Annotated in this window: 26 protein-coding genes and 1 other RNA gene; 12 read left to right on the top strand and 15 right to left on the bottom strand. The window is 76.2% G+C overall.

Translation table 11 applies throughout. The annotated features are described in order from the left end of the window. Positions 1-49: 49 nt before the first annotated feature. The 3 genes from ssrA to A2CP1_RS15365 all read right to left on the bottom strand — a co-directional run bounded on the left by ssrA (position 50) and on the right by A2CP1_RS15365 (position 1,424). Positions 50-400: a transfer-messenger RNA gene (ssrA, locus tag A2CP1_RS23020) on the bottom strand. A gap of 107 nt (positions 401-507) precedes the next feature. Next, positions 508-669: a hypothetical protein gene (locus A2CP1_RS23490; RefSeq protein WP_012634111.1), complete on the bottom strand. Its 162-nt coding sequence runs from the start codon at positions 667-669 to the stop codon at positions 508-510. Between the two features lie 161 nt (positions 670-830). After that, positions 831-1,424, bottom strand: coding sequence for a TIGR02265 family protein (locus tag A2CP1_RS15365; protein WP_012634110.1), 594 nt, complete (start codon positions 1,422-1,424; stop codon positions 831-833). A gap of 207 nt (positions 1,425-1,631) precedes the next feature. On the opposite strand from A2CP1_RS15365, the gene A2CP1_RS15360 reads away from it, so the two are divergent. The 4 genes from A2CP1_RS15360 to A2CP1_RS15345 are packed head-to-tail and all read left to right on the top strand — an operon-like array spanning position 1,632 to position 6,371. Then, complete coding sequence (locus A2CP1_RS15360; RefSeq protein ID WP_012634109.1) at positions 1,632-3,098, top strand: FAD-linked oxidase C-terminal domain-containing protein; 1,467 nt, start codon at positions 1,632-1,634, stop codon at positions 3,096-3,098. Next, a complete protein-coding gene (locus A2CP1_RS15355; protein WP_012634108.1) occupies positions 3,095-4,324 on the top strand; it encodes an FAD-binding oxidoreductase in 1,230 nt (409 codons plus the stop codon). The genes A2CP1_RS15360 and A2CP1_RS15355 overlap by 4 nt, the downstream gene beginning before the upstream one ends. Next, positions 4,325-5,641 carry a (Fe-S)-binding protein gene (locus A2CP1_RS15350; protein ID WP_012634107.1) on the top strand — a complete coding sequence of 439 codons (1,317 nt, stop codon included), beginning with the start codon at positions 4,325-4,327 and terminating at the stop codon, positions 5,639-5,641. It begins immediately after the preceding gene. Positions 5,642-5,675: 34 nt separating this feature from the next. After that, positions 5,676-6,371 (top strand): YkgJ family cysteine cluster protein, encoded by a 696-nt coding sequence (locus A2CP1_RS15345; RefSeq protein ID WP_012634106.1) that lies wholly within the window; start codon positions 5,676-5,678, stop codon positions 6,369-6,371. Positions 6,372-6,605: 234 nt separating this feature from the next. On the opposite strand, the gene A2CP1_RS15340 is transcribed toward A2CP1_RS15345, so the two are convergent. The 8 genes from A2CP1_RS15340 to A2CP1_RS15305 all read right to left on the bottom strand — a co-directional run bounded on the left by A2CP1_RS15340 (position 6,606) and on the right by A2CP1_RS15305 (position 14,975). Further along, complete coding sequence (locus A2CP1_RS15340) at positions 6,606-7,046, bottom strand: hydrogenase maturation protease (RefSeq protein ID WP_012634105.1); 441 nt, start codon at positions 7,044-7,046, stop codon at positions 6,606-6,608. Between the two features lie 161 nt (positions 7,047-7,207). Beyond that, positions 7,208-8,482, bottom strand: coding sequence for a dicarboxylate/amino acid:cation symporter (locus tag A2CP1_RS15335; RefSeq protein WP_012634104.1), 1,275 nt, complete (start codon positions 8,480-8,482; stop codon positions 7,208-7,210). Between the two features lie 92 nt (positions 8,483-8,574). Next, entirely contained in the window at positions 8,575-10,245 is a 1,671-nt protein-coding gene (locus A2CP1_RS15330) for a glycosyltransferase family 39 protein (protein ID WP_012634103.1), read from the bottom strand. Then, positions 10,242-11,297 carry a hypothetical protein gene (locus A2CP1_RS15325; RefSeq protein ID WP_012634102.1) on the bottom strand — a complete coding sequence of 352 codons (1,056 nt, stop codon included), beginning with the start codon at positions 11,295-11,297 and terminating at the stop codon, positions 10,242-10,244. Before A2CP1_RS15325 ends, A2CP1_RS15330 begins: the two co-directional genes overlap by 4 nt. Positions 11,298-11,304: 7 nt before the next feature. Further along, positions 11,305-11,850, bottom strand: a complete 546-nt coding sequence (locus tag A2CP1_RS15320; protein WP_012526944.1) for an archaemetzincin — start codon at positions 11,848-11,850, stop codon at positions 11,305-11,307. After that, positions 11,847-13,061 carry a CarD family transcriptional regulator gene (locus A2CP1_RS15315; RefSeq protein ID WP_012634101.1) on the bottom strand — a complete coding sequence of 405 codons (1,215 nt, stop codon included), beginning with the start codon at positions 13,059-13,061 and terminating at the stop codon, positions 11,847-11,849. The genes A2CP1_RS15320 and A2CP1_RS15315 overlap by 4 nt, the downstream gene beginning before the upstream one ends. Positions 13,062-13,166: 105 nt before the next feature. Beyond that, positions 13,167-14,012 carry a CDP-alcohol phosphatidyltransferase family protein gene (locus A2CP1_RS15310; protein ID WP_232288226.1) on the bottom strand — a complete coding sequence of 282 codons (846 nt, stop codon included), beginning with the start codon at positions 14,010-14,012 and terminating at the stop codon, positions 13,167-13,169. Positions 14,013-14,114: 102 nt separating this feature from the next. Beyond that, on the bottom strand, positions 14,115-14,975 hold the full coding sequence (locus A2CP1_RS15305) for a DNA-methyltransferase (protein WP_012634100.1): 861 nt from the start codon (positions 14,973-14,975) through the stop codon (positions 14,115-14,117). Between the two features lie 131 nt (positions 14,976-15,106). Here A2CP1_RS15305 and A2CP1_RS15300 point away from each other — a divergent pair, with 131 nt between their 5' ends. The 4 genes from A2CP1_RS15300 to ygfZ are packed head-to-tail and all read left to right on the top strand — an operon-like array spanning position 15,107 to position 18,977. Then, positions 15,107-16,045, top strand: coding sequence for a hypothetical protein (locus A2CP1_RS15300; protein WP_012634099.1), 939 nt, complete (start codon positions 15,107-15,109; stop codon positions 16,043-16,045). A 7-nt stretch (positions 16,046-16,052) separates the two neighbouring features. Next, positions 16,053-17,090: a tRNA epoxyqueuosine(34) reductase QueG gene (gene queG / locus A2CP1_RS15295; RefSeq protein ID WP_012634098.1), complete on the top strand. Its 1,038-nt coding sequence runs from the start codon at positions 16,053-16,055 to the stop codon at positions 17,088-17,090. Positions 17,091-17,147: 57 nt separating this feature from the next. Further along, complete coding sequence (locus tag A2CP1_RS15290; protein WP_012634097.1) at positions 17,148-18,008, top strand: DMT family transporter; 861 nt, start codon at positions 17,148-17,150, stop codon at positions 18,006-18,008. A gap of 54 nt (positions 18,009-18,062) precedes the next feature. Continuing rightward, positions 18,063-18,977 carry a CAF17-like 4Fe-4S cluster assembly/insertion protein YgfZ gene (gene ygfZ, locus A2CP1_RS15285; protein WP_012634096.1) on the top strand — a complete coding sequence of 305 codons (915 nt, stop codon included), beginning with the start codon at positions 18,063-18,065 and terminating at the stop codon, positions 18,975-18,977. Positions 18,978-19,183: 206 nt separating this feature from the next. On the opposite strand, the gene A2CP1_RS15280 is transcribed toward ygfZ, so the two are convergent. From A2CP1_RS15280 to A2CP1_RS15270, 3 genes are all read right to left on the bottom strand, one after another. Further along, a complete protein-coding gene (locus A2CP1_RS15280; RefSeq protein WP_012634095.1) occupies positions 19,184-19,402 on the bottom strand; it encodes a hypothetical protein in 219 nt (72 codons plus the stop codon). A gap of 2 nt (positions 19,403-19,404) precedes the next feature. After that, entirely contained in the window at positions 19,405-19,902 is a 498-nt protein-coding gene (locus A2CP1_RS15275; RefSeq protein ID WP_012634094.1) for a peroxiredoxin, read from the bottom strand. Between the two features lie 64 nt (positions 19,903-19,966). Beyond that, positions 19,967-20,380: an NUDIX hydrolase gene (locus A2CP1_RS15270; protein ID WP_012634093.1), complete on the bottom strand. Its 414-nt coding sequence runs from the start codon at positions 20,378-20,380 to the stop codon at positions 19,967-19,969. 117 nt (positions 20,381-20,497) lie between these two features. On the opposite strand from A2CP1_RS15270, the gene A2CP1_RS15265 reads away from it, so the two are divergent. From A2CP1_RS15265 to A2CP1_RS15255, 3 genes are read left to right on the top strand one after another with little or no spacing between them, the layout of a single operon-like run. Next, the gene (locus tag A2CP1_RS15265) at positions 20,498-20,926 is read left to right on the top strand and encodes a hypothetical protein (protein ID WP_012634092.1); all 429 of its coding nucleotides are present in this window, start codon (positions 20,498-20,500) and stop codon (positions 20,924-20,926) included. A 15-nt stretch (positions 20,927-20,941) separates the two neighbouring features. Then, positions 20,942-21,970 carry a zinc-binding dehydrogenase gene (locus tag A2CP1_RS15260; RefSeq protein WP_012634091.1) on the top strand — a complete coding sequence of 343 codons (1,029 nt, stop codon included), beginning with the start codon at positions 20,942-20,944 and terminating at the stop codon, positions 21,968-21,970. Between the two features lie 14 nt (positions 21,971-21,984). Continuing rightward, complete coding sequence (locus A2CP1_RS15255) at positions 21,985-22,401, top strand: hypothetical protein (RefSeq protein ID WP_012634090.1); 417 nt, start codon at positions 21,985-21,987, stop codon at positions 22,399-22,401. 3 nt (positions 22,402-22,404) lie between these two features. On the opposite strand, the gene A2CP1_RS15250 is transcribed toward A2CP1_RS15255, so the two are convergent. Continuing rightward, positions 22,405-23,328, bottom strand: a complete 924-nt coding sequence (locus tag A2CP1_RS15250) for a zinc metalloprotease HtpX (RefSeq protein WP_012634089.1) — start codon at positions 23,326-23,328, stop codon at positions 22,405-22,407. A 160-nt stretch (positions 23,329-23,488) separates the two neighbouring features. Here A2CP1_RS15250 and A2CP1_RS15245 point away from each other — a divergent pair, with 160 nt between their 5' ends. Further along, positions 23,489-25,582, top strand: coding sequence for a DNA topoisomerase VI subunit B (locus tag A2CP1_RS15245; RefSeq protein ID WP_012634088.1), 2,094 nt, complete (start codon positions 23,489-23,491; stop codon positions 25,580-25,582). The last annotated feature ends 2 nt before the right edge of the window (positions 25,583-25,584 follow it).

The raw sequence follows: 25,584 nt of genomic DNA, 5'->3' as shown, positions 1-25,584 counted from the left end.
CGGGAGACCAAGCCCAGAAACGACGAAGCCCCCGGGTTCCGGGGGCTTCAAGTGGAGGCGCCGGGAATCGAACCCGGGTCCGAAAGACTTCCAGTGAAGGGCCCTACGCGCGTAGCTCGGAGTGGATACGTGAGCGGCAACCTCCGAGCCTGCAACCGCTCACGTCCTCGCCCTTTGATCTCGACCTCGGCAAGGCGGTTCGCTTCCCGCCAAGGTCCAGCCGGAGCTGACGTTCACACCCGGTACCCGGCGCTTCCGGGGGAACGCACGGCCTTTAGTTAGGCCGCGAGAGCCATGGGCTCGTTCGCGTTTCTGCTTGGTCCCGTTTTTACGTGGCCTCGTGACCAACCACGGCGCGCACCCGTCTCCTTCCGTCCTCCGTCGAAACCAGTTCGCCCCCAAGTCTGCGAACTGACGGTTCTTTCATAAGACCGCCGCCGCTCGAGTCAAGCGGCACGGCCATCGTAGCACGGGGTGCGGCAGACGGGGGGGCTGCAGGCCGATGGCTCAGCCGCGCTCGCGCTCGCGACGCTCATCCTCCTCGAGGATGCCCTGCCACGTCTCGTGCTCGCGCTCGATCGGCGGAGCGGCCGCCCGCTCGCGCTGTCGCTCGCGATCGTCCGGCCTCGGCTCGGTCCTGGCTTCCCGGCTGCGGTCCTCGCGATCCATGTCGCTCCTCCTCTCTCCACCGAAAAGTGGATCGCAGAGGTCGACGATGCCTGGCTTCAGCCGCGCCCAGCGCCGGTGCGATCGGGCGCTCGCCTTGCCGGATCGGCGGCCGCTCACGGCCGTCGTCAGCAGGAGGCGGGAGCGGTTTGCTGGCGCGGGGCCTACGCCCACTCGCAGCGGTACTCGCACGACGCGGCGCCGCGCGCGCGGCAATGGGTCTCCACCACCTGCACGGCCTTCCCGCCGGAGAGCTCGATGGCGCGGCCGAGCCAGCCCACCGCGGTGAGGCAGTCGTCGGCGGTGACCTCGTCGCCGCCGTGCGTGCGGATGACCGCGGCGCGCGGACCGCTGGGCTCGTACGTGCGCGAGCCGCTCGTGTGGCTGGCGGCGTACAGCGCGGGGACGCTGCGCAGCAGGTGGTGCGGCTCCCCCTCGCGCAGGTAGGCGCGCTGGATGCCGGCGGGGGCGAGGTTGGTCTCGGCGGTGTGGCGGCCCATGGCGAGGAACATCGCGGAGCGATCGCCGCGGGCGAGCAGCGCGGCGATGGTCAGCTCGACGCGGATGAGCAGGTCGGCGGGGTACCACGTCGCGGGATCGAGCGTGCCGCGCAAGAGCGCCTGGTCCGCCACCGTCAGCCGGCGGAGCACGCGCTCGGCGCTCTCCGGCCCCTGGGCCCGCAGGTAGTTCATCCGGGAGAGGAGCAGCGTCCCCTTCACCTTTCCGATGGCCCGCGTCGCGGAGGCGGTCGTCGTCATGGCCCGCCAGCGTACCGGGCGAGATCCCTGTGCGCCAGCGCACAGCCGCGGAACTCGGACGGACAGGCGTGGGTGCGTGTGCGCTCGCCGGTCGGCCGTCCGCCGGACCGTCCCCGCGCGCCCCCGATCGATGCACCCCGTCGAAGGTTGACCGGACGGAGCGGTCCCGGAACATTCAACCACCACCTCGCAACCGAAGGAGCCCGCGTGACCCGAGCTCCCGCCGTGAGCAGCGCCCTCGCCCGACGCCTCGCCGCCGCGCTCGGCCCGGCGCACGTGATCGCGGACCCGGCGGAGCTGCGCGTCTACGCGTGCGACGGGATCACCCACGGTCGAACGACCCCGGCGCTGGTGGCGCTGCCGGGCTCGACCGAGGAGGTGGTCGAGGTGGTGAACGCGGCGCGCGAGGCGGGCGTGCCGCTCGTGCCGCGCGGCGCGGGCACCGGGCTCTCGGGCGGCGCGCGCCCGTCGCCGGGCTCGATCGTGGTCTCGCTCGCGCGCATGCGGCGCATCCTCGAGCTGGACCTCGAGAACGGCTGGGCGCGCGTCGAGCCGGGCGTCATCAACCTGGACGTCTCGCGCGCGGTGGCGGCGGCGGGCTGGTACTACGCGCCGGACCCGTCGTCGCAGGGGGTGTGCTCGATCGGCGGCAACGTGGCCGAGAACTCGGGCGGCGCGCACTGCCTCAAGTACGGGTTCACCACGAACCACGTGCTCGCGGCGCGGGTGGTCCTCTCCGACGGCAGCGTGGTGGACCTGGGCGGCCCGGCCGCCGACGCGCCCGGCTACGACCTGCTCGCGGCGATGGTGGGCAGCGAGGGGCTGCTGGGCATCGCCACCGAGGCGACGCTGCGGCTGCTGCGCAAGCCCGAGGTGACGCGGACCTTCTTCGCCACCTTCCCGTCCACCGACGAGGCGGGCGCGGCGGTCTCGGGCATCATCGCCGCGGGCATCCTGCCCGCCGCGATCGAGATGATGGACCGGCTCGCCATCGTGGCCGCGAAGGCTGCGACGGGCCTCGACTGGCCGGACGTGGGCGCGGCGCTGCTCATGGACGCGGACGGCTGCCGGGCCGAGGTGGAGCACGTCGCGGCGCGCGCCATCGAGATCACCCGCGCCGCCGGCGCGCTGGAGATCCGCGTGCCGCGCGACGAGGCCGAGCGCCAGCTCATGTGGAAGGGGCGCAAGAGCGCCTTCGCGGCGGTGGGCCGCATCAGCCCGAACTACCTGGTGGAGGACGGCGTCATCCCGCGTTCGGAGATCGCGCGCGTGCTGCGCGAGATCGAGCGCATGGCCGCCGAGGCGGGCCTGCGCGTCGCGAACGTGTTCCACGCCGGCGACGGCAACCTCCACCCGCTGGTGCTCTACGACGCGCGCAACCCCGGCGAGGAGGCGCGCGCCGCGGCGCTGGGAGGCGAGATCCTGCGGCTGTGCATCCGCAGCGGCGGCTCGATCACCGGCGAGCACGGGGTGGGCGCGGAGAAGGCCGCGTACATGGCGGAGCAGTTCGCCCCGGAGGACCTCGAGACGATGCAGCGCGTCCGCTGCGCCTTCGACGGCGCGGCCCTCATGAACCCGGGCAAGGTGTTCCCGACGCCGCGCCTGTGCGGCGAGCGGCCCGGACCCTACCGCCCCCACCCCGCCGAGGTGGCCGGGCTCGCGGAGCGCTGGTGAGCGCCGCCGCCCGTCCCGCGAGCGCCGCCGACGCGGTGGCCGGCGCCGTGCCGCGCCTGGCGATCGAGCCCGCGACGCTCGACGAGGCCGCCGAGGCGATGCGCGCGCTCGCCGCCGATCGCCTCGCGGTCGCGTTCGTGGGCGGGGGCACCGACCTCGGGCTGGGGGCACCGCCCGCCCGCCTCGACGCGGTGCTGCACACGCGCCGCCTCGACCGCGTCCGCGAGCACGCGCCCTCCGACCAGATCGTCGCGGTGGAGGCCGGGATGACGCTCGCGGCGCTCCAGGACCACCTCGCGCCGCACGGGCAGCGGCTCGCCCTCGACCCGCCGCTCGCGGACCGCGCCACCGTGGGCGGCATCGTGGCGGCGAACGCGTTCGGACCGCGGCGCGCCCGCTTCGGCGCGGTGCGGGACCTCGTCATCGGCATGACCGTCGTCCGCGCCGACGGCGTGGTCGCGCGGGGCGGCGGCAAGGTGGTGAAGAACGTGGCCGGCTTCGACCTGCCGCGGCTCTTCTGCGGCTCGCTGGGCACGCTGGGGCTCGTCGCCGAGGTGGTGTTCCGGCTGCACCCGCTCCCCGAGGCGTCGGCCACGGTGGCGGTGCCGGGGCTGGGCGCGTCGGCGTGCCGGGCGCTCACGCAGGCGGTGCTCGACGCGCGGCTCGAGCCGGTCGCGGTGGTGGCGCGGCGCGACGGCGGTCCCTACCGGCTGGGGCTTCGCTTCGAGGGCTTCGGCCCGGGCGTGCGGGATCAGTCGGAGCGCGCGCTCGCGCTCGCGGCGGCGCAGGGGACGCCGGGGGAGCGGCTGGGCGGGGCGGACGAGGCGGCGCTCTGGGCGCGCCAGGACGCGGTCCGCACGGCCGGCGACGTGCGGATCCGGGCGGCGTTCGCGCCCGCGGCGCTGGCGATCGCCGCCGGCGCGCTGGAGCGGGTGGCCGGCGCGCTCGCAGGCGGCGGCCTGATCCTGCACCCGACGCTCGGGATCGGCCTCGTCTCGGGCACGCTGGAGGACCCGGCGCTCGTGGCGGTGGCCGTGGAGGCGGCGCGCGGCGCGGTGGCGGCCGGCCACGGCTCGGTGGTGATCGCCGACGCGCCGCCGGCGCTCCGCGCGCGGCTGGACCCGTGGGGCGCTGCGCCGGCCGGGCTCGAGCTGATGCGGCGCCTGAAGCGGGAGCTCGACCCGGAGCACCGGCTCGCGCCGGGCCGCCTGCCAGGAGGGATCTGAATGGGCGCGGGAGCGGACAGGGCGCAGCCCGCGGCGTCCCCGGCGCGGGGCGCGGCGCGCACGCCGGCGGACGAGTGCGTGCACTGCGGCTTCTGCCTGCCGGTCTGCCCGACGTGGCAGAGCTGGCAGGAGGAGATGGACTCGCCGCGCGGCCGCATCGACCTCTTCCGCGGGCTGCAGGAGGGCGAGCTGGCCATGTCGGACGCGGTGGCGGCGCACTTCGACCGCTGCCTGGGCTGCATGGCGTGCCTGGGCGCCTGCCCGTCCGGCGTCCGGTACGACCACGTCATCGACGCGGCCCGAGCGCGGGTGGAGCGGGAGCACCGGCGTCCCGCGCTCGATCGGCTGCACCGCGCGCTCGTGTTCTCGCTGTTCCCGCACCCGGGGCGGCTGCGCGTCGCGGCGCTGCTGCTGTGGGTGTGGCGGGTGAGCGGGCTCCGCTGGCTGGTCCGCCGGACCGGGCTGCTGCGCCTCTCGCGGCGGCTCGAGCAGCTCGAGGCGCTGGCGCCGCCGCTGGCGCTGCGCGACGTGCTGGCCACCACCCCGCAGGCCACCGGCGCGCACGGCGAGCGGCGCCTGCGCGTGGGCCTGGTGACCGGCTGCGTGCAGAAGGTGTTCTTCCCCGGCGTGAACGCAGCCACCGTCCGCGTGCTCGCGGCCGAGGGGGTGGAGGTCCTCGCGCCCGCGGGCCAGGGCTGCTGCGGCGCGCTGTCGGTCCACGCGGGCCGGCTCGATGAGGCGCGGCGGCTGGCGCGGGCGCTGGTGGAGCGCTTCGAGGGGCTGCCCCTCGACGCGATCGTGGTGAACGCGGCGGGCTGCGGCTCGCACCTGAAGGACCTCGCGCACCTGTTCGAGGACGATCCGGCGTTCGCGCCGAGGGCGGCCGCGTTCTCGGCCCGGGTGCGCGACGCGTCGGAGCTGCTCGCCGGGCTGTCGCCCCGGGCGCCGCGCGCCCCGCTGGCTGCGCGGGTGGCCTACCACTCGCCCTGCCACCTCCAGCACGCGCAGGGCGTGGGCGGCGCGCCGCGGGCCCTGCTCGCCACCATCCCGGGCCTCGAGCTCGTCGAGATCGCCGACGGAGACCAGTGCTGCGGCTCGGCGGGCATCTACAACCTGGTGCAGCCGGAGAGCGCGTCGGAGATCGGGCGGCGCAAGGCGGACGCGGTGATGGCGACGGGCGCGACCGTGCTCGCGAGCGCGAACCCGGGCTGCACGCTGCACGTCCGCCGGCTGCTCGAGGAGCGGGGGGCGGGCATCGAGCCGGCGCACCCGCTCGAGCTGCTGGACCGCGCCATCCGGGCGGCGCGGCGCGGGTGAGGCGAGCCCGGCCCGGCGCCGGGGAGGAGGCGCGGTGCTCGACGAGGCGGTGGCGCGTTGCCGGGCGGAGGTCGAGGCGCTGGCGGTCCGCGGCCTGGCCGGCGCGGACGAGGCGGCGCTGGCGGCGGTGCTCGACGGCGTGGAGCGCACGGTCGCGGCGTCGCTCGAGGGGGCGCGGCCGTCCGGCACGCCGCCGCCGGCGTGCGGACCGGGCTGCTCGAGCTGCTGCGTGCTGAACGTGGGCACGCTGGCGGTCGAGGGGGCGGTCGCGGCGGCGCGGCTGCGGGCGGGGCTGGAGCCGGGCGCGGCGGCGGCGCTCGGCGCGCGGCTGCTCGCGTTCCACGATCGCGTGCGCTGGCTGGAGGACCGCGAGCGGATCGCCGCGCGCGTGGCGTGCCCGCTGCTCGACGGCGCGGGCCGGTGCGCCATCCACCCGGCGCGGCCGCTCGCGTGCCGGAGCGTGAGCGCGGTGGATCGCGGCGACTGCCGGGCGGCGCTGGCCCTGGCGGCCGGCGAAGGGGACGACGACGACGGCCGCGCGCCGGTGGTGCGCATGGACGTGGCGCAGCGCGCGCTCTACCTCGAGGCGCTGGACGCGCTCGCGGGCGCGCTCGCCCGGCGCGGCCTGGACGCGCGCCGGCGGGACGTGTCGGGGATGGTGGGGCACTTCCTGGCGCGCCCGGGCGCGCTCGACGCCTGGCTCTCCGGCGCGCTGGTGCCGCTCGACTGACGGCGCGCCCGGAGAAGACACGGGCGGGCGCCCCGGAGGGCGTCCGCCCGCCGCGTGCGCGCCGTGCCGGGGGGGAAGGGTCGGCGCGCGCCGCGTATCACGTTCCGTCGATCTCCTCCCGCACGATGCAGCGTGGGCCGGGGAGGGGGGTGGGTCAAGCGGAGGCCGGGGGTCCGCCGCGGGCGCGAGGGCCGCGGGGTGCGAAGCCGGGTCGCGGCCGGAGGGAGGGCGCGGCTACAGCCGGAAGCCCGCCACCATCTCCCGCGCGCGCTCCCGCGCCAGCGGCAGCGCCGCCTCCACCTCGGCGGAGAGCGCGTCGCCGAAGGCGAAGTCGCGGCCGGCCACGGTCACCAGGGCGGCGGGGGGCACGCGGCCGAACAGCGCACGCGCCAGCCCCAGCACCTCCTCCGGCATGAGCGTGTGGATCACCGCGGCGCGCGCCGGGCGGGGCGAGAGCCGGGTGGCGCAGACCTCTCCCGGCGCGCCGGCCACCGACGCGTCCAGGAACAGCACCCCGTCGGCGGAGGCGACCACCTCCGCGTGATCGGGGACGAGCTCGGGGATCTCCACCACCTCGAGGCCCGGGACGAGCGCCTCGAGGCCGCGCGCCACCGCCAGCCCGGCCGCGTCGTCTCCGCGCAGCGAGGTTCCGAGGGCCAGGGCGACGATCTTCATGAAGGCTCCGGCGCCGCGAAGCCCGGTCCGGGCGGCGCGCGGCGGAGGATCATCCTACCAGGGGCGCCCCCGCCGCCGGGAGGGGCGAGTTGCGATTCGCGGCGCGCGAGGGGGGGCCTCCCCCATCGCGAGCGGCCCGGACGCGCCGCGCGCCAGGGGCGCTACGGCGCGGGCGGCACCCCGGCGGCCGGCTCGGTCGCCTCGGCGGGCTCGCCGCGGGCGACGAACACGGCGGCGGCGAGGTCGCCGGTGACGTTCACCGTGGTCCGGCACATGTCGAGGAAGCGATCCACGCCGAGCACCAGGCCGATGCCCTCCACCGGGATCCCGAGGACGCCGAGGATCATCGCGATGAACGGCATGGAGGCGGCCGGCACGCCGGCCGTGCCGATGCCGGCCAGGACGGCGATCCCCACCGCGATGGCCTGCTGGCCGAGCGAGAGCTCGACGCCGTAGACCTGCGCCAGGAACAGCACCGTGACGCCCTCGAACAACGCCGAGCCGTTCTGGTTCATGGCGGAGCCGGCGGTGAGGACGAACCGCGCCACGTGCCGCGGCAGGCGCAGGTTCTCCTCGGCCACGCGGAGCGCGGTGGGGAGGGTGGCGGACGAGGAGGCGGTGGAGAACGCCGTCACCATCGCGAGCCGCACGCCCGAGAAGAACGCGCGCGGGCTCATGCCGCCGAAGAGCTTCACGGACAGCGAATAGACCACGAACTGGTGCAGCGCGAGCCCGAGCACCACCACGCCCACGTAGGCGGCGATGGGCCGGACCACCGCCGCGCCGAGGCGGGCGGCCATGACGAAGAGCAGCGCGCCGACGCCGAGGGGCGCGAGCCGCAGCACGCCCTCGATGAGCTTCATGGAGACGTCGTAGAGCCCCTGCAGCGCCGCCTTCAGCGTGCGCGCGCCGGGCGTGTCGGTCACGGCGAGCGCCACGCCGAACAGCAGCGCGAACACGATGAGGCCCATGAGGTCGCCGGTGGCTGCCGCCTTCACCGGGTTGTCCGGGACGAGCGCGAGGACGAACCCGGCCACCGAGTCGCCGCCGGGGAGCGGGGCCGGCTTGATGGTGGCGGCCCCCCGCGCGGCCTCGCGCACGGCGTCGGGCAGGCCGCGACCGGGCCCGAGCACGTTCACGAGCGTCACGCCGATGAGCACCGCGATGGACGACACCGCGGCGGTGTAGCCGAGCATCCGCGCGCCCAGGCGGCCCAGGTGGCGCAGCTCGAGGTCCGCGACGCCCAGCACCAGCGCCGAGAACAGGAGCGGCACCACCAGCATGAACAGGAGCCGGATGAAGAGCTGGCCGATGGGCTGGGCCACGTCGCGCACCGCGACGTCGAGCCAGGGCGCGCCGCCGCCCAGCGCGTTCGCGAGCGCGCCGAGGACGGCGCCGGCCACCACGGCGATCAGCATCCTGCGGTGCGAGGGCATTCCGGTCCGTGTACCCCGCCCCGCGGTGGGCCGGCAAGGCGGGCGGCGGACCTCCCGGGGCGTCCGCCATCGCCGCTGGGTGAATCGAACGGTCAGCGCCAGGCGCCGGGGCGCGCGTACACGAGGACCAGCGGCACCTCGTCGAGGAACGCCCCGGCCACCGGGCGCGCATCGCGGAACGCCGCCCAGGTGCGGTACTCGGCGTCGCGGGCTGCGCCGTCCACCGTCACCACCGCCAGGTCCGCGTCCTCCGGCGCCTCGGCGCGGCGCAGGTCGGCCCGGAGCCGGCCGTCGCGGGCGTAGACCTCGACCGCCGCCCCGGCGGTGCGCGCCCAGTAGACCCGCGCGCCGGGGCGCGCCCGCTCGGCGAGCGCGTCCAGCATCGCCGCGGCCGCCTCGCCGCCGTCCTGGCGCGGCAGCCCGCGCGACGCGGCGCCGGGCGCGCCGCCGCCGAGGGCGCTCCAGGAGGACGAGGCCGAGGGCCAGGTGTGCGCCGCCTGGCGGGCGGCGGGGTACAGCACCAGGAGCGCGAGCGCGGCGGCGAGCGACGACGCGCGCGCCGGCCACGCGATCCGCGCCGCGTGGAGGAGCGCGCGGGTGCCGAGCAGCGCCAGGAACGGGAACGCCGGCAGCCAGCCGCGCACGCCGGGGAGCGCCGGGGTCAGGCCGGACGCCGCCGCGGCGAGCGGCGCCGCGGCGCCGAGGAGCAGCAGGACCTCGTCGGACAGCGCGAACCCGCTCCCCCGGCGGAGCGCCCGGGCGGCGCGCGCGAGCGCCTGCAGCGCGCCGCCGCCGGCCGCGAGGAGCGGCGCGGCCGGCACCGCGAAGACGGTGACGGCGAGGGGCAAGAGGGCTCGCGGCAGCCCGGCGGCGAGCGCCTCGCCCGCGCCGGCGCGCGCGGCCTGGGACGCCAGCAGGGCGCGGCGGAGCGGATCGGCCCAGAGCCAGGGCCACAGCGCCACCAGGGTGAGCGGGCCGAGCACCGCCATGGCGGCGATGGCGACCGGCACCCCGCGCAGGCGCGCCTCGATCCCGACCGGTGGCGCCTCGGGCTCGGGGGTGGCGGCCCGCGGCCGGAGCACGCGCACCAGGAGCGCGTGCAGCGCGAGCGTGGGCAGGATCACCCAGGCGTCGAGCCGGGCCGCGAGCGCCGCGCCGAAGGCGAGCCCGGCGAGCGCGGCGGCGCGCAGCCGGAGCAGCCGGTCCGGCGCCGAGGCGGCGCGGCGGTAGGCCCAGAACGCGGCCAGCCAGAGCAGCGCGGCGAGGCCGTCCGCGAGCGCGACCGCGCCGGAGAGGAGCGTCCTCGGCGCGAGCCAGTACATCGCCGGCGCGAGCGCCGCGCCGGCGGGGCCGGCGAGCGCGTGGCCCGCCAGCGCGAGCAGCGCCGAGAGCAGGGCGCCGGCCAGCGCGGCGCCGAGCCGGTAGCCGCGCTGGTGCGAGAGCCCCGCGGTGCGCCCGGCGGCGTGGCCCGCGGCGGCGACGGCCGGTCCGAGCGGCGGCAGCGGGCGTCCGCCGGAGCGGGCCCGGGCGGCCTCGAGTCCGGTGAGCGCCGCGAGCGGGTGGCCGGCGGCGGTGCGCCAGCCCTCGGCGACGCGCCCGGCGGCGGCGACGACGTCCGCCTCGTCCCGCGAGATGCCGGGGCCGCCGGCGAGCGCCACCAGCGCGGCGAGCGTGGCGGCGGCCCAGGCGAGCGCGATCCGCCGGCGCCCGCTGCGGAGGCCGGCGGCCACGCGGGCGGGGAGCTGGCGCAGCGCGGGGGTCACGGGAGCGCCTCCGCGTCCAGGCAGAGCGCGCCGGCCTCGGCGGGCGCGGTGAGCGTGAGCTCCACCTCGCGCGCGCTCCCGGCGAACCGCGCGGTGTCGAGCCGGAACGCGCGCCAGCCCGCGAGCGGCAGCTCGACGGTGCCGGCCTCCTGCTCGTCCACGCGCAGCGCCACGCGGGCGGGGAGGGCGCCGGTGGTCGGAGGAGGCGGATCCCCCGCGCGTCCCAGGTGGCCGGCGAGCGCGCTGCCGAGCGGGACGGACGGGAAGGAGATCACGAGCGGCGCGTCCGCCGGCGCCGCCACCAGGCACGGCCGCGGCAGCGCCTCGACCTGCCGCACCGACCGCCGCACCGACGGGCCGGGCTCGCCGGGGCACGCCGGCGCGCCGTCCGCGCCCGCGGGGCAGGGCTGGTCGCCTCGACGGACCTCGGCGCGGGCGAGGAGATCGGGCAGGAACGCGAGCGGAACGCGCGGCCCGGCCAGCTCGAAGCGCTGCACCTCCAGCCGCCCCAGCGCCATCCGCTCGGCCGGGCGCGCGGCGCGCGCGATGAGATCCAGCTCGGCGTCCAGCCAGGACGCGCGGCCGGGCGCGCCGGGCAGCGCCACCAGCCACACGCGCCGGACGCCGGTCAGTTCGGCGCGATCGAAGCGCGCCTGCGCCAGCACCGGCACCCTCGCCGGCGCGGCGAGCCGGGCGCGCTCCGCCCAGGCGGGCGCGACGGCCACCGCGTCGCCCGGGCGCGCGTCGCGCTCGAGCAGCGCGGACAGCGCGGCCCAGTCCAGCGCGGACGGGAGCCGCCCGGGCAGCCGCGCCTGCCAGAGGATGCCGCCCGCCCCCGCGGCGACGAGCGCGGCGGCGAACGCGATGGCGATCCCGCGGCGCGGGGACGGGCGCGCGGACCAGGCGCGCCGGGCGGCGTCGCGCGCGGCGCCGGCGCGGGTGCGCAGGTCCTCGGCGGCGGCGTCGCGGGCGCGCCGGAGCACCCGGCGGACGATGCCGGGCGCTGCCTTCGGCGCGGGGTCCGGGCCGGGCGTGGGGGAATCCGCGCTCACGGGACCGCTAGGTCTTGGCGAGCCGGATCTTCCGCTCGCTCTTCTCGCGGCAGAAGGTGCAGAGGTCGGAGTCCGGGTTCGCGGCGAGCGACTGCGACCACGAGGGGTGCATCGCGCAGCGCGCGTCCACGCAGTGGTGGAGGTCCCACAGGTGCCCGATGGCGTGGATCGCCTCGCGCGCCAGCCGGCGCCGGTAGGTCTCGATCGACGCCTCGCTGACGCCGCGCGCCGGCAGCTTCGCGGTGGTGATCACCGCGCGCTCCTTGCCGTAGTCGGCGAAGCCCCAGCACGGCGGCTCGCCGAGCGGTCCGGGCGGAAGCGAGAGCGGCGCGCCCGCGATGTACAGGACCTTGTCGTCGGCGAAGGTGCGGACCGGCTCCACCTCGCGCAGCAGCGTGATGGCGTCGAGCCGCCCGTCCTTGCCCTCCGCCTCGGACGGCACCGGCTTCTCGCCGGCGAACTCGGTCCCGAGGCCGAACGCCTGGTACAGCGTCCGGATGAGGGCCGCCATGTCGGTCGGGTCGACCGTGTCGAGGGTCACGACGCGGATCACTTCTTCTTCCCTCCGCGCTTCGGGGCCGGCTTCTCGGCGGCGGGCTTCTTCGCGGCAGCCTTCTTGGCCGCGGGGGGCTTCTTCGCGGCGGCCTTCTTCGCGGGCGCCGCCTTCTCGGCCGCGGCCTTGCGCGCGGACGGCTTCTCGGCGTGCTTCTCGGCCCGGGCAGGCTTCTCCGGCTCGGCCTTCTTCGCCTTCGGGGCGCGCGCCGCCTTCTTCTCGGCCGCCTTCTCCGCCTTCTCGGGCTTCTCGACCCTGGCCGGCTTCTCGGCGACGCGGGCGGGCTTCGCGGGACGGGCCGCGCGGGCGGGCGGCTCCTCCGCCTCGTCTTCCTCGGCGACGGGCTCCTCGACCTCCGGGAGCTCCTCGGGCGCGGCCTCCTCGACGGCGGCCGGCTCGACGCCCTCGGCGCCGCCGGCCTCGCCCTCGCCGGCCTCGGCACCTTCGGCGCCCTCGCCCTCGGCCTCGGCCCCGGGCACCTCCGCGCCCTCGAGCGCGCCCTCGAGGTCGATGCCCAGGTCGCCCAGGCCCAGGTCGCCGAGCCCGAGATCGCCTTCCTCCGCCTCCTCGACCACGCGCCGCTTCTTCGGGCGCGAGGGCAGGGGGACGGGCGCGGGCGGCGGCTTCAGGTCGAACTTCACGCCGGCCGGCGGCATGAGCGCGTAGTCGATGTAGTCCTCGGCCAGCCCGGGCGGCACGCCCAGCGAGACCGACACCTCGTGCACCAGCAGGTGGCGCGCGTTGTCGTACTGCTCGCGCTCCTTGGTGGGCAGCGGGCGCAGGCGCGAGAGCGAGTGCAGCCCCTTCACCACCTCGGCGACGCCCAGCACGCCCCCGGCGATGAGCCGGTCGGCGTTGTCGCGGTGGCGGACCTTCCAGTCGAGCTCGGGGTCGTCGTAGACCGCGCCGAGGTAGTGGAAGACGCCCTCCATCTGCGCGCCGGTGGCGACGCGGCGCAGGCCGATGGACGGCACCTTGCCCTTCGGCACCATCACCGCGGCGCCATCCTCCTCGCGCGTCATGCGGACGAGCTCGAGCTTCTGGCCGGCGATGTCCTTCACCTCCCAGCCGACCACGGCGCAGACCCCCTGGTTCGGGTAGACCACGCGGTCGCCGGGCTTCAGCTCGTCGGCGGCGCCGATGATGCCTTCCGGCGCGGGCAGCTGCTCGCGGGCGTCGTCGTTCGGGTGGCGGGCGGGCGGACCTCTCACGGCTCCCCCTCCTACCATGCGTCCAGGGGGTCGGCAATCGTCCCTCGACTCCGCCCCGCCGGCGGCGGGGCTACGCTCGGGATGAGCGCGGTCACTCCAGCCGCCTCAGCGCGCCGCCTTGCGCCGCCGCGTGGCGTCGAGGCGGAACACGTCGGCGAGCCGGAACGGCGGCCGGGCGGCCACGGCCGGGTCGGCGCGCCGCAGGGCACGATAGATCACGAACGTGCGCCGCGCCGCGGTGGCCGTCGCCAGGGCCGCCAGCGCGGCGAGCGCGCTGCCCACGACCGCCCGGCCGGCGCCGGCGCCCCAGGCCGCGTCGGCGAGCGGCGACAGCGCGCACGCCACCCCGGTGACCACGATCCGCTCGGGCCGCTGCATCCCGCCCACCCGCGCCGCCTCGTCCGCCCCGAGCGCCTCGCCGCGCGCCCGCGCGTACGAGACGAGCAGCGACGCGCCGGCGGCGGCGAGCGCCGCGAACAGCACCACCGAGCCGCGGAAGGTCACCGCGAGGCCGCCGAAGACGAGCAGCTCGCCGACCCGGTCGAGCGTGGAGTCGAGGAACGCGCCGGCGCGGGTGACGCGGCCGGTGGCGCGCGCCACGCGTCCGTCGATGAAGTCGAAGCTCGCGCCGGCCAGGAACACCCAGCCGCCCAGCGAGAGCCAGCCGAACCCGAGCAGCACCGCCGCGCCGGCGGCGACCAGCGTGCTCGCGAGCGTGATGGCGTCCGGCGAGATCCCGAGCCGCACGCACAGCCGCTCCACCGGGCCCCACAGCCAGATCCACCACTCCTGGAAGAACTTCGCCAGGATGGTGTGCTGGCGCTTCTCGATGTCCGGCGTGTGCGGCCGCCCGAACAGCGCCGCGCGCGCGCCGAACGCGAGCAGGGTCCCGAGGAGGAAGGCGACGAGGCCGACCAGCGGGAGCAGCGCCGCGAGCGCGCGAGGGGTCACGCCGACGAATGTACGCACCTCGCCCGGAACAAGGCAGTCGCCCGACGGGCGCACGCGTGCGCGGCTGCTCGCGCGCCGCCCGGGCTGCTCACAGCGGGTGCGTCACTCCGGATCGATCGTGGTGGCGCGGAGGCGGCGGGCGGCGAGGTCCACGTACCCGGGATCGCGCTCCAGCCCGAGGAAGCGGCAGCCCGCACGGAGCGCGGCGACGCCGGTGGTCGCGGAGCCCGAGAACGGGTCCAGCACCAGGTCGCCGGGCGCGGCGCTGGCGGCGAGCACGCGCTCGAGCAGCGCGAGCGGCTTCTGCGTGGGGTGGCGGCCGTGCACCTTCTCGCGCGGCCCGGGCGTGGGCACCGACCACACCACCTGGTCGCCGCCCGGCGCCGGGCGGTCGGCGATCTCCCACAGGTCGCGCATCTGCTTGCCGCCGTTGGCGGTCTTCATCGCGCGGTAGTTGAACCGGTGCGCCAGCGGGCGCGCCTTCATCGGGCTCGCCCAGAGCAGGATCTCGGTCGAGTGCGTGAAGAAGCGGCAGGCCAGGTTGGGTGAGGCGTTGGGCTTGTACCAGGTGACGGTGTTGAGCAGGTGGAAGCCCAGCTCCTGCATCGCGTAGCCGATGGAGAAGATGACGTGCTGCGTGCCCGAGACCCACAGCGTGCCGGACGGCTTCAGCACCTTGCGGACCGCCTGGAGCCAGCGCGCCTGGAACGCGTGGTCCGCGGCGAAGCCGCCGGAGGCGTCCCAGCTCCCCTTGTTCACGGAGGTGCGGCGCCCGCCCTGGCAGGTGCTGCCGCCGTTCGAGAGCATGTAGGGCGGGTCGGCGAAGGCGACGTCCACCGAGTGCGGGGGGAGGCGCTCCAGCGCCTCGACGCAGTCGCCCTGGACGAGCGCCCAGCCGCGCCCTCGCTCGGCCACGCCGGGCAGGTCGTTCCACTCGTGAAGGAGCTCGAGCCGAGTCGCCATATCGCCGCATCGTAGAGGGGCCGATCGATATCGCCAGTTTTCGGCCGCACTGCCAGAGAACGAGAGGGCACCCCGGCGGCGGGACGCGTCCGGTGCTAAGACCAGCCGCCGGAGCCCCCGCGGAGATCCCGATGCCCCGACCCCGACCGCCGTCGCCCCTCACCCTCTGGCTCGAGGAGGCGCTCACCGGCTGGATCCTCCCGGTCGCCGGCCTCGCGGTCCTCGCGGCGGCGGGAGGCCTGTACGCCGCCGGCTGGCTGCCCGAGGGCGCCGCCGCGGCGGCGGTGTCGGCGGTGGTCGGCCTGCTCGCGGCGACGTTCACGCTCCGTCCGGCGCTCTCACCGGCGGCGGACCGCGCCGGGCGCGGGCTCGCGGTGGCCGCGGCGGCGGGCGCGCTGTTCCTGTCGGTGGTGCCGGCGGTCGCCGCGGTGGTGCCGGGGCGGCCGCTCGCGCAGGGCGCGCTGGCGGCGCGCGGCGACGTCATGCCGGTGCCCGCGGACGTCCCGCACCACGTCCGGCTGCTCGTGGCCGCGCCGCTGCCGTCCTCGGGCTCGCCGGCGGTGCGGTTCACCATCGGTGGCCTCCGGCCGCCTGTGGAGGGGCACCTGGAGCGGACCTACACCTACGCGCGCGTGGGCCGGGGCGGGCGCGCGCCGGTCGCGCACGACCGCACCGAGGTGTGGCTGGAGGGCGACCTCGGCGACGGGCATGCGCTCACCCTGGATCGGCTGGGCGGCGACGCGACCGGGCCGCTCCGCGTCACGGTGTTCCGCGATCTCACCCCCACCGCCCTCCAGGCCGGCCTCGCGGTCGCGGTGCTCGCGCTCGCCGCCGCGGCCGAGGCGCGCCTGCGCCGGGGGAACGTGGCCGTGGTGGTGGGGATGGCCCTCGGCTACGGGATCCTGGTGGCCGAGAACGCCACCCCGGCGTCGGCGGCCGGCGTGGCGGTCGGGGCGATCCTGCTGGGCGGGTTCGCCGGCGCCGCGGCGGGAGGCCTCTCCGCGGCCATCGCGAAGCGGCTCGTGCCGGCGCCGCCCGAGGTCGCGGCGCGCGCCGGGCGGCGCGGCTGAGGGGCGCGTGGCGGGGCTCGACGCCGACCGGGTGAAGGCGGCCGCGGCGCGGGCCGGCTTCTCGAGGTGCGGGATCGCCCGGGCCGAGCCGCTCGACCCGGGCCCGCTCGATCGCGTGCTGGCGGGCGGCCTCGAGGCCGACATGGTGTGGCTGCGCACGCAGCGGGACGAGCGGCTCGACCCGGCGCGGCTCCTGCCAGGCGTCCGGAGCGTGGTGGCCCTCGCGCTCTCGTACCACGCCGGCGAGCCGGCGGCGCCGCCGCCCGGCGCGGCCGCGGTGGCGCGGTACGCGCGCGGCCGCGACTACCACACCGTGGTGAAGCGCAAGCTCGCCGCCCTGCTCGCGGACCTGCGCGAGGCCGATCCGGGGCTGGGCGCGTACGCCTCGTGCGACATCGCGCCGGTGATGGAGAAGGCGTGGGCGGAGCGGGCCGGCGTGGGCTGGGTGGGGAAGAACGGCTGCCTCATCACGCCGGAGCACGGGAGCTGGGTGGTGCTCGCGACGCTGCTGCTCGACCGCGAGCTCGCGCCCGACGCGCCGCACCCGGACCGCTGCGGCACCTGCGAGGCGTGCCTGCCGGCGTGCCCCACCGGCGCCATCCCGGCGCCCGGCGTGGTGGACGCGCGCCGCTGCATCTCGTTCTGGACCATCGAGCGGCGTGGGCCCATCCCCGACGAGCTGGCGGGGAGGCTGGGCGGGTGGGCGTTCGGCTGCGACGACTGCCAGACGGTGTGCCCCTGGAACCGCGGCGTGCCCGCCGAGGCCGACCTCGAGCTCGTGCCGCGCCCGGGCCAGCTCGCGCTGTGGCTCGACGAGCTGCTCGCGCTCGACGCCGAGGGCTACCGGCGGCGCTTCCACGGCACCTCGCTGGCGCGGGCGCGGCACGACGGCCTGGTCCGGAACGCGCTGCTCCTCGCCGGCACCTCGGGCGACCGGCGGTACCTGCCGGCGATCCGCGCGCACCTCGAGAGCCCGCTCGGCGACGCCGTCCGCGCCGCGGCGCGCTGGGCGCTGGAGCGGCTGGGCGAGGCGCGCGATCCCTGAGGCACGTCGGGGCGCCGGCTTGCGCCCGGCGCACCGACCGCTACATTCCCGCGCCGCATGGTCCACCTGGTGATGTTCCTGCACTCGGCCATCTCGGCCGGCACCTACCTCGCCGCGAAGCGCGCGCTGGGGGAGCTGTCGCCGTTCGAGGTGGCGCTGGTGCGCTTCGGCCTGTCGTCGCTCGCGTTCGGGCTGCTGCTGTGGCGCCGGCCGGTGCGGGTGGCGCGGCGCGATCTCCTCGCGCTGCTGGGGCTCGGGGTCATCGCCATCCCGGTGAACCAGGGCCTCTTCCTCGCCGGCATGGCCTGGACCACGCCCGGGCACGCGGCGCTGCTCTACGCGCTCACCCCGGTGTTCGTGTTCCTCGTCGCGCGCGTGCGCCTGGGCGAGCGGGCCGGCCCGGCGAAGCTGGCCGGGATCGCGCTCGCGTTCGCCGGGGTGGTGGTGGTGCTGCTCGGCCGCGGCGCGGTGGGGCTGCACGGCTCCTCGCGCCAGCTCGCCGGGGACCTGCTCATCCTGCTCGCGGTGGTGGCGTGGTCGGTGTTCGCGGTGGCGGGGAAGCCGTACGCGCAGCGCTACGGCGCGGTCGGCTCGACCGGCGTGGCCCTCGTGCTCGGGACGCTGGTGTACCTGCCGGTGGGCCTGGTGGCGACCGACTGGTCGCGGCTCGGCGCGCTCTCGACCACGGGCTGGGCCAGCCTCGGGTACCTGGTGCTCCTCACCAGCGTGGTCGCCTACATCCTGTACTACTGGGCGCTCTCCCGGGCCGAGGCGAGCCGCGTGGCGATCTGGTCCAACCTGCAGCCGGTGCTGACCGCGCTGCTCGCCTGGGCCATCGCCGGCGAGCGGCTCACCGCGCCGTTCGTCGCGGGCGGGGCCATGGTGATCGCGGGCGTGATCCTGACCGAGCGCGGGTAGCCCCCGGCGCCGCGCGCCTTGAGCCGGCGCCGCGCCCGCGTTATCCACGGGGGCGTGAGCCTCCACGAACGACTCCGCGCCGCGCGCGAGGGCTGGGCCGTCGGCCCGGTGCTCGAGCGCGCCTTCCTGCGCGTCACCGGCAAGGACGCCCAGGACTACCTGCACCGCATGTCCACCCAGGACCTCGCCCGCCTGAAGCCGGGCGAGTCCGCCTACGCCGCGTTCCTGAACGCGAAGGGGCACCTGCTCGGCGAGGGACACGTGCTGGCGCGCGAGGGCGAGGTCCTCGTCGAGCTCGACCCGGCGGCCGCGCCGGAGACGCGCGCGCTGCTGGAGAAGCTCGTCATCATGGACGACGTGACGTTCGAGGACCTGTCGGCGACGCTGCGCGCGCTGCCGGTGCTCGGGCCGGAGGGGCCGGCGAAGCTGGGCGGGCGCGCGGGCTCGGCGCCGGTGGTTCCCACCGCGCGCCGCGGCGCGCCCTGCATGGACGTGTGGGCGCCGGCGGCCGAGGCGGAGGCGCTGCGGGCCGCGCTGGTCGCGGACGGGGCGGCGCCGCTCGACCTCGCCGAGCTGGAGTCGCTGCGGATCCTGGCGGGCGTGGCGCGCTTCGGCGCCGACATGGACGCGAGCCGGCTGCCGATGGAGGCCGGGCTCACCCGCGCGGCCATCTCGTTCACGAAGGGCTGCTACATCGGGCAGGAGGTGGTGCTCCGGGCCACCGCGCGCGGCCACCTGCAGCGCGGCCTGGTGCAGCTCGAGCTGCCGCCCGGCGCTCGCCCCGGCACGCCGCTCGTCGCCGGCGGCCAGGAGGTCGGCGCGGTCACCAGCGTCGCCGAGACGCCGGAGGGCCGCCTCGGCCTCGGCTACCTGCGGCGCGCCCACTGGAAGCCCGGCGAGCGCGTGCGGGCGGGCGAGGGCGAGGCGGTGGTGCGGGCCGTGATCGTGGAGGACGGCGTGGTCGCCTGACGCTCGCCCTTCGACGGGCTCAGGGCGAACGGATCCCGACGAGCCCGCTCACCCGGCCCGCTCGCTCATCCCGAGCGTAGCGCGGCCCTTGCGGCCGCGCGGAGTCGAGGGACGCTCAGGGTGACCCTTCGACTCCGGCTCGCCTACGCTCAGGGTGAGCGGAAATCCGAAACGCTCGTGGTGAGCCTGTCGAACCACGAGCGGGATCAGGCCTCCGCGACCGGAATCTCCGGCCCCTTGGTCCGGTCCTGCCGCGACGGGAGCGTGTCGAGGTCGCGGCGCACGGCGGCGATCTCCTCCTTCAGCTCGGCGCGGAGCGCGCGGATCTCGCCGCGCACGTCCTCGAACGTGTAGCGGATCTCCTCCGCCGAGATCCCGAGGAGCCGCCGCCGCAGCCCGGCCACGAACCCGTCCACCACGCGCATGGCTACCCCTTCTTCCCCTTGTGCAGCGGGCAGGAGGTGATCGCGCCCGCCGGATCGATCGCGGCGCTGCCGGTCACGATCTCCTGGATGGTGCCGTCCTGCGCGAGCACGTAGGTGGCCCGGTTCGCGAGCCCCACCACCGGGATGGTGCCGCCGTACAGCTTCGCCACCTTGCCGCCCTGATCCGAGAGCAGCCGGTACGGCACCTTCAGCTCGTCCTTGAACTTCCGCTGCGTCTCCACGGAGTCGGTGCTGATGCCCACCACCTGCGCGCCCTTGTTCGCCACGTCGGCATACCGGTCCCGGTACGCTGAGAGCTCGCGCGTTCAACCAGGGGTGAACGCCTTCGTGTAGAAGGCCAGGATCACCGGACCGGACTCGAGCAGGCTCGAGAGCGACACCGGCTTGCCGTCGCTGTCGGGCAGCGTGAAGTCCGGCGCCTTGTCGCCCACCTTCAGGGGGGAGGCGCCGAGCAGCATCGCGAGGAGGGGAAGGGTCATGGCGCGGTCCTAGCCAGCGCGACCGCCACGGGCAAGCGGTCCGCCGGGGCGCGGCTCGGGGTCCTCACGCCCGCAGGCGCTCGTAGCGGGCGGCTAGGACCTCGATGACGTCGCGGTGGTAGAAGCCGACCTGATCGGGCAGCTCCGCGAGCGTGCGCGCCGCGAACCCGGTCACCGGCGCGCCGGGCGCGGGCTCGCCGCCGGCCACGGCGCCGGCGAACACCAGCGCGAGGTGCGGCGCCCCGCCCACCTGCTCGGCGCGGCAGCCCACCACCACCAGGCCCTCCAGCTCGAGCCCGAGCTGCTCGCGCGCGATGGCCGCGGCGCGCTCGGAGGGCTGCTCGCCATCGGCGAGCACGCCGGAGGGCAGCCACCACCGACCGAGCTGGGCCTGGCCGTGGAACCCGCCGATGACCTCGGCGATGACGACCCGCCGCAGCTCGAGCGCGAGCGGGAGCACGTCGACGCGGACGACCATCCGTTCACCCCACGTGGATCGAGGCCGGGCGGCGCGACCCTCCCCGGCCGGGAGCTGGTCTTATCCCGCCCCAGCGAGCCCCTGGCAAGGGGCCGCACCCGGCGATAACGTGCGCTCGTGACCGCCGCCCGGACGCTCGCCCTCGTCGCCGCCGCCCTCGCCCTCGCCGCCTGCGGCAAGAGCAAGGAGGAGAAGGCGTACGACGACCTGGGGCGGCAGTGCAATGCGCTGGCCGCGAGCGGGGCGACGCTCGACCAGGCCGAGCTGGTGTTCCGCTACAGGGACGTGTTCACGGGCATGCAGTGCGGCCTGCCGCTCACCTCGACGGGCGCCGGGGACCTGTGCGGCGCGGCCTCGGACACGAACGTCCTCTGCATCATGGACTGGTCGTACTACCCGAACGACTCGAACATCTGCGGGCCGACGGGCTGCTGGCTGGGCTGCGAGGTCCGGGTGAGGCAGGCGGACTTCCAGACGAGCGGCACCGCCGCCGTGATCTGCGCGGCTCGCTGGTTCGACCAGAATCCGACGTACCAGTCCTTCTAGCGAACGGGAGCGCACATGAAGGCGGTCCTGATCCGCGGCCACGGCGGCCCAGAGCGCGTCGAGGTCGGCGAGCTTCCGCTGCCGGAGCCCGGCCCGGGCGAGGTCCGGGTGCGGGTGCGCGCAGCGGCGCTCAACCACCTCGACCTCTGGGTCCGCAAGGGCTGGAGCGGCCTCATGCTGTCGTTCCCGCACGTGCTCGGCTCGGACGTGGCCGGCGTGGTGGACGCGGTGGGGCCCGGGGTGGACGAGCCGAAGGTGGGGGCGGAGGTGGTGCTCGCGCCCGGGCTCTCCTGCGGGCGCTGCGTGCGCTGCCGCTCCGGCGAGGAGAACCTGTGCCGCGGCTACGCCATCCTGGGCGAGCACGTCTCCGGCGGCCAGGCCGAGGCGGTGGTGGTCCCGGCCCGCAACGCGCTGCCGCTCCCGCCGAACCTGTCCTTCGAGGAGGCGGCGGCGGTGCCGCTCACGTTCCTCACCGCCTGGCACGCGCTGGTGGCGCGCGCACGCGTGCGGCCCGGCGAGACGGTGCTGGTGCACGCGGCCGGCTCGGGCGTCGGCGTCGCGGCGGTGCAGATCGCGAAGCTGCACGGGGCGCGCGTCATCGCGACCGCCGGCTCGGACGCCAAGCTGGAGCGGGCGCGGGCGCTCGGCGCGGACGAGGTCGTGAATTACGAGGCGAAGGACTTCGTCCAGGAGGTGAAGCGGCTCACGCAGCGCCGCGGGGTGGACGTGGTGTTCGAGCACGTGGGCAGGAAGACCTGGGAGGGCTCGATCCTGGCCTGCGCGCCCGGCGGCCGCATCGTCACGGTCGGCGCGACCACCGGCTACGATCCCCCGACCGACCTGCGGCACGTGTTCTACCGCCAGCTCTCCATCCTCGGCTCGACCATGGGCACCTCCGGCGAGCTGCTCGAGGTGCTCCGCTTCGTGGGCGAGGGGAGGCTGCGGCCGGTGGTGGACCGGGTGCTCCCGCTCGCCCGGGTGCGCGAGGCGCAGGCGCTGCTTGCCGATCGCGCGCAGTTCGGGAAGATCGTCCTCACGCCCTGACGCAGGAGCCCATCATGAAGACGCGCAACGCCCTCTCCGCCGCCGCTCTCGCTGCCACCGCGCTCCTCGTGGCCGGCTGCGGCAACGACACCTGCCCGACGGAGACGCCGCAGGTCTCGCAGATCCAGAGCTGCACCGCGTCGCCCGGCGCGACGGTGCCGGTCCGCCTGAAGGCGTGCCCCACCTGCAACCAGAACATCACCCGCTGCGAGGTGGACGTGCAGGGCGGCTACATCCAGCTCGATCCGCTGGCGGAGGCGTGCGACAGCTCCACGAGCTGCCCGCCCGGCTGCGCCCCCGGCGACATCGTCTGCAATGTGACCGCGCCGTCCGCCCCCGGCACCTACACCCTCATCGTCTCGAACGGCCAGGGCGGCACGCTGCAGGGGCAGCTCGACGTGGGCACCGGCGCGGTCGCCTGCGCCTACTGACGCCTACGCGTACCGCACGCCGCGCCGCATCTCGCGGAGCCGGCGCACGCGCTCCTCGACCGGCGGGTGGGTCGAGAACAGGCTCATCATCTTCGCGCCCGCCCCGTGGAACGGGTTCACGATGAACAGGTGCGCGGTGGCAGGGCCGCCGTACTGGTACGGGATGGCCTCGTTGCCGCGCTCCAGCGCGAGCAGCGCCTCGGCGAGCGGCTCCGGGTCGCCCACCAGCTCGGCGCCGGACGCGTCCGCGCCGTACTCGCGCGAGCGGGACACGGCGAGCTGGATCACGAGCGCCACGAGCGGCGCCAGGATGGCCCAGGCCAGCAGCTCGAGCGCGGAGCCGCCGCGGTCGTCCTCGCGACGCATGCCGCCGAGCAGCGCGCCCCAGCGGACCACGTAGCCGAGCGTGGAGATGAGGCCGGCCACCGCCGCGGCGACGGTGGAGATGAGGATGTCGCGGTTGCGCACGTGGGCGAGCTCGTGCGCGAGCACGCCCTCGAGCTGGCGCCGGTCGAGGATGCGGAGGATCCCCTCGGTGACGGCGACCGCCGCGTGCGACGGGTTCCTGCCCGTGGCGAAGGCGTTCGGCGTCTCGGAGGGAATGACGTAGACGCGCGGCATGGGCATGCCGGCGCGGCGGGTGAGCCGCTCGACGATCTCGTACACCTGCGGCAGCTCCTCGCGGGTCACCGGCCGCGCGCGGTGCGCCATGAGCGCGAGCCGGTCGGAGAACCAGTAGGAGACGAAGTTGAAGACGAGCCCGAGCCCGCCGAAGAGTAGCATCCCCTGCATGCCGCCGACCACGTTGCCGCCGATCGCGAGCAGCGCGATGAGCAGCGCCATCAGCATGGCGGTCTTGGCGTAGTTCCGGCCCACGCCGGCCTTCGGGGACATGCCGCGCGGCTGGGCCGCCTCGCTCCAGGACATGCTGCTTGAGTAACCATCGGAGGGGCCGCGTCAATCCGCCGGCCGCCCGCCCGGCTGCGCGCTCGCGCGCACGCGGCGCCGCGATCTCGCGCGGGATCCCCCGCCGTGCTATTGGGGCGAGGCAGGCGATATCGCGGGGTTGCGAGGTCAGCGCGTCCATATGGCGGCTCGGAAGGCGGCGGCGGTGAGGGCGAAGGGGAAGGCCACGGGGCGGGACCGGGAGCGCGACCAGCTCGAGCTGGCGGTGGTCGGGGGACCGGCCCCGCGCCGGTCGAAGGGCGCCGCGACGCCTCCCCCCCGGGCGCCGGCGCGCAAGCCCGCCGGGCGGGCGCGCCCCGCGCCGGTCGAGGAGCCGGAGCTCCTGCCGCCCGCGCCCGAGGCCGAGCCCGAGGCGGCGCCGGCGGCGCGCTCGCCGAAGCGCCGCGCCACCGCCGAGCAGATGGCGCAGCAGCAGCGCGAGATCTCCATCTCCGAGTTCTTCACCAAGAACCGGCACCTGCTCGGCTTCGACAACGCCTCGAAGGCGCTGCTCACCACCATCAAGGAGGCGGTGGACAACTCGCTCGACGCCTGCGAGGAGGCGGGCATCCTCCCCGAGATCACCATCGAGGTCCGCGACCTCGGGCTGAACGAGCAGGGCGAGGGCGAGCTGACGAAGGGCGAGGGACGCTTCGTGGTGGTGGTGGAGGACAACGGCCCGGGCATCGTGAAGGCGCAGGCGCCGAAGATCTTCGGCAAGCTCCTCTACGGCTCGAAGTTCCACCGCCTGAAGCAGAGCCGCGGCCAGCAGGGCATCGGCATCAGCGCGGCCGCCATGTACGGCCAGCTCACCACCGGCCAGCCGATCCGGATGATCTCGCGGACCGGCAAGGGCAAGCCGGCGTTCGGGCTCGAGATCCAGATCGACACCCGCAAGAACAATCCGGTGGTCACGGCGGAGCGGCAGCTCGACGACTGGCACGAGCACGGCACGCGCGTGGAGCTGGAGATCGTCGCGAACTGGCAGCAGGGGCAGCGGTTCGTGAACCGCTACGTGGAGCACACCGCGCTCTCCAACCCGCACGCCGCCTTCCACTACCTGCGCCCGCGGCAGCCGCCGCTCTCCTTCCCGCGCGCCACCGACGAGCTGCCCAAGGAGGCGCAGGAGATCAAGCCGCACCCGCACGGCGTGGAGCTGGGCGCGCTGATGCGGATGGCGGCGGACTCGAAGAGCCACGACGTGCGCGGGTTCCTGCAGGCCGCGTTCTCGCGCGTCTCCTCGACGGTCGCCGACGAGATCGTGAAGAAGGCCGGCTTCAAGGCCCGGGTGCGCCCCCGCGACGTCGCCGCCGACCGCGAGGTCGCGCGCAAGCTCCACCAGGCCATCGGCGCCACCAAGATCATGGCGCCGCCGACGCAGATCCTCTCGCCCATCGGCGACACGCTCATGCGCAAGGGCCTCGTGTCCTTCCTGAACGTGATCGAGACCGAGGGGCCGGAGGAGGAGGAGCAGCTCGACCTCGACGCGGCCCGGAAGAAGAAGGCCACCAGGAAGGGCAAGGCGGCCAAGGCCGAGGCGCCCGAGGTGCCGGACGCGCCGCCGGAGGAGGGCGTCGAGAAGATCAAGGGCCACAACTACTTCATCGCGACGGTGACCCGGCCGCCCAAGGTGTACCGCGGCAACCCGTTCCAGGTGGAGGTGGGGCTCGCGTACGGCGGGAGCTGGCCGGCAGACAAGCCCATCGAGCTGTTCCGCTTCGCGAACCGCGTGCCGCTGCTGTTCCAGCGCGGCGCGTGCGGGATGACCGAGGCCATCGTCAAGACCGACTGGCGCAACTACCTGCTCAGCCAGCCGCGCGGCTCGCTGCCGGTCGGGCCCATGGCGCTGCTCGTGCACATCGCCTCGGTGTGGGTGCCGTTCACCAGCGAGGCGAAGGAGGCGGTGGCCCACTACCCGGAGATCACGCGCGAGATCCAGCTCGCGGCCCAGGAGTGCGGCCGCAAGCTCGCGGCGCACATCCGCAAGCGCAAGCACGCCGACTACCAGGCGCAGCGGCGCAGCCTGTTCGAGCTGTACATCCAGGAGGTGGCGCAGGCGATCGGCAAGATCGTGAAGCGCAGCCCCGATCCCATCAAGCGCGAGTTCCTGCGGCTCGCCGATCAGGTGACCGAGCAGGAGGGCGCCGGCGACGGGCTCGACGACGCCGCGCTGGAGGAGCAGTCGAGGAAGATCACGCGGCGGCCGCGCAGGGCCGAGGAAGAGGAGCAGGGGTAGGC

The sequence above is a fragment of the Anaeromyxobacter dehalogenans 2CP-1 genome (assembly GCF_000022145.1).
In the GTDB taxonomy this organism is placed as follows: Bacteria; Myxococcota; Myxococcia; order Myxococcales; family Anaeromyxobacteraceae; genus Anaeromyxobacter; species Anaeromyxobacter dehalogenans.
Note: the sequence above shows the minus strand (reverse complement) of the source record. Positions and strands in the feature narration are given on the sequence as shown.

What these genes read in the sequence shown, in the direction of transcription:
- A2CP1_RS23490 (WP_012634111.1), bottom strand. Translation starts at nt 669, where the DNA reads ATGGATCGCGAGGACCGCAGCCGGGAAGCCAGGACCGAGCCGAGGCCG.
- A2CP1_RS15365 (WP_012634110.1), bottom strand. Translation starts at nt 1,424, where the DNA reads ATGACGACGACCGCCTCCGCGACGCGGGCCATCGGAAAGGTGAAGGGG.
- A2CP1_RS15350 (WP_012634107.1), top strand. Translation starts at nt 4,325, where the DNA reads ATGGGCGCGGGAGCGGACAGGGCGCAGCCCGCGGCGTCCCCGGCGCGG.
- A2CP1_RS15340 (WP_012634105.1), bottom strand. Translation starts at nt 7,046, where the DNA reads ATGAAGATCGTCGCCCTGGCCCTCGGAACCTCGCTGCGCGGAGACGAC.
- A2CP1_RS15335 (WP_012634104.1), bottom strand. Translation starts at nt 8,482, where the DNA reads ATGCCCTCGCACCGCAGGATGCTGATCGCCGTGGTGGCCGGCGCCGTC.
- A2CP1_RS15305 (WP_012634100.1), bottom strand. Translation starts at nt 14,975, where the DNA reads ATGGCGACTCGGCTCGAGCTCCTTCACGAGTGGAACGACCTGCCCGGC.
- A2CP1_RS15300 (WP_012634099.1), top strand. Translation starts at nt 15,107, where the DNA reads ATGCCCCGACCCCGACCGCCGTCGCCCCTCACCCTCTGGCTCGAGGAG.
- A2CP1_RS15290 (WP_012634097.1), top strand. Translation starts at nt 17,148, where the DNA reads ATGGTCCACCTGGTGATGTTCCTGCACTCGGCCATCTCGGCCGGCACC.
- A2CP1_RS15280 (WP_012634095.1), bottom strand. Translation starts at nt 19,402, where the DNA reads ATGCGCGTGGTGGACGGGTTCGTGGCCGGGCTGCGGCGGCGGCTCCTC.
- A2CP1_RS15270 (WP_012634093.1), bottom strand. Translation starts at nt 20,380, where the DNA reads ATGGTCGTCCGCGTCGACGTGCTCCCGCTCGCGCTCGAGCTGCGGCGG.
- A2CP1_RS15260 (WP_012634091.1), top strand. Translation starts at nt 20,942, where the DNA reads ATGAAGGCGGTCCTGATCCGCGGCCACGGCGGCCCAGAGCGCGTCGAG.
- A2CP1_RS15255 (WP_012634090.1), top strand. Translation starts at nt 21,985, where the DNA reads ATGAAGACGCGCAACGCCCTCTCCGCCGCCGCTCTCGCTGCCACCGCG.
- A2CP1_RS15250 (WP_012634089.1), bottom strand. Translation starts at nt 23,328, where the DNA reads ATGTCCTGGAGCGAGGCGGCCCAGCCGCGCGGCATGTCCCCGAAGGCC.
- A2CP1_RS15245 (WP_012634088.1), top strand. Translation starts at nt 23,489, where the DNA reads ATGGCGGCTCGGAAGGCGGCGGCGGTGAGGGCGAAGGGGAAGGCCACG.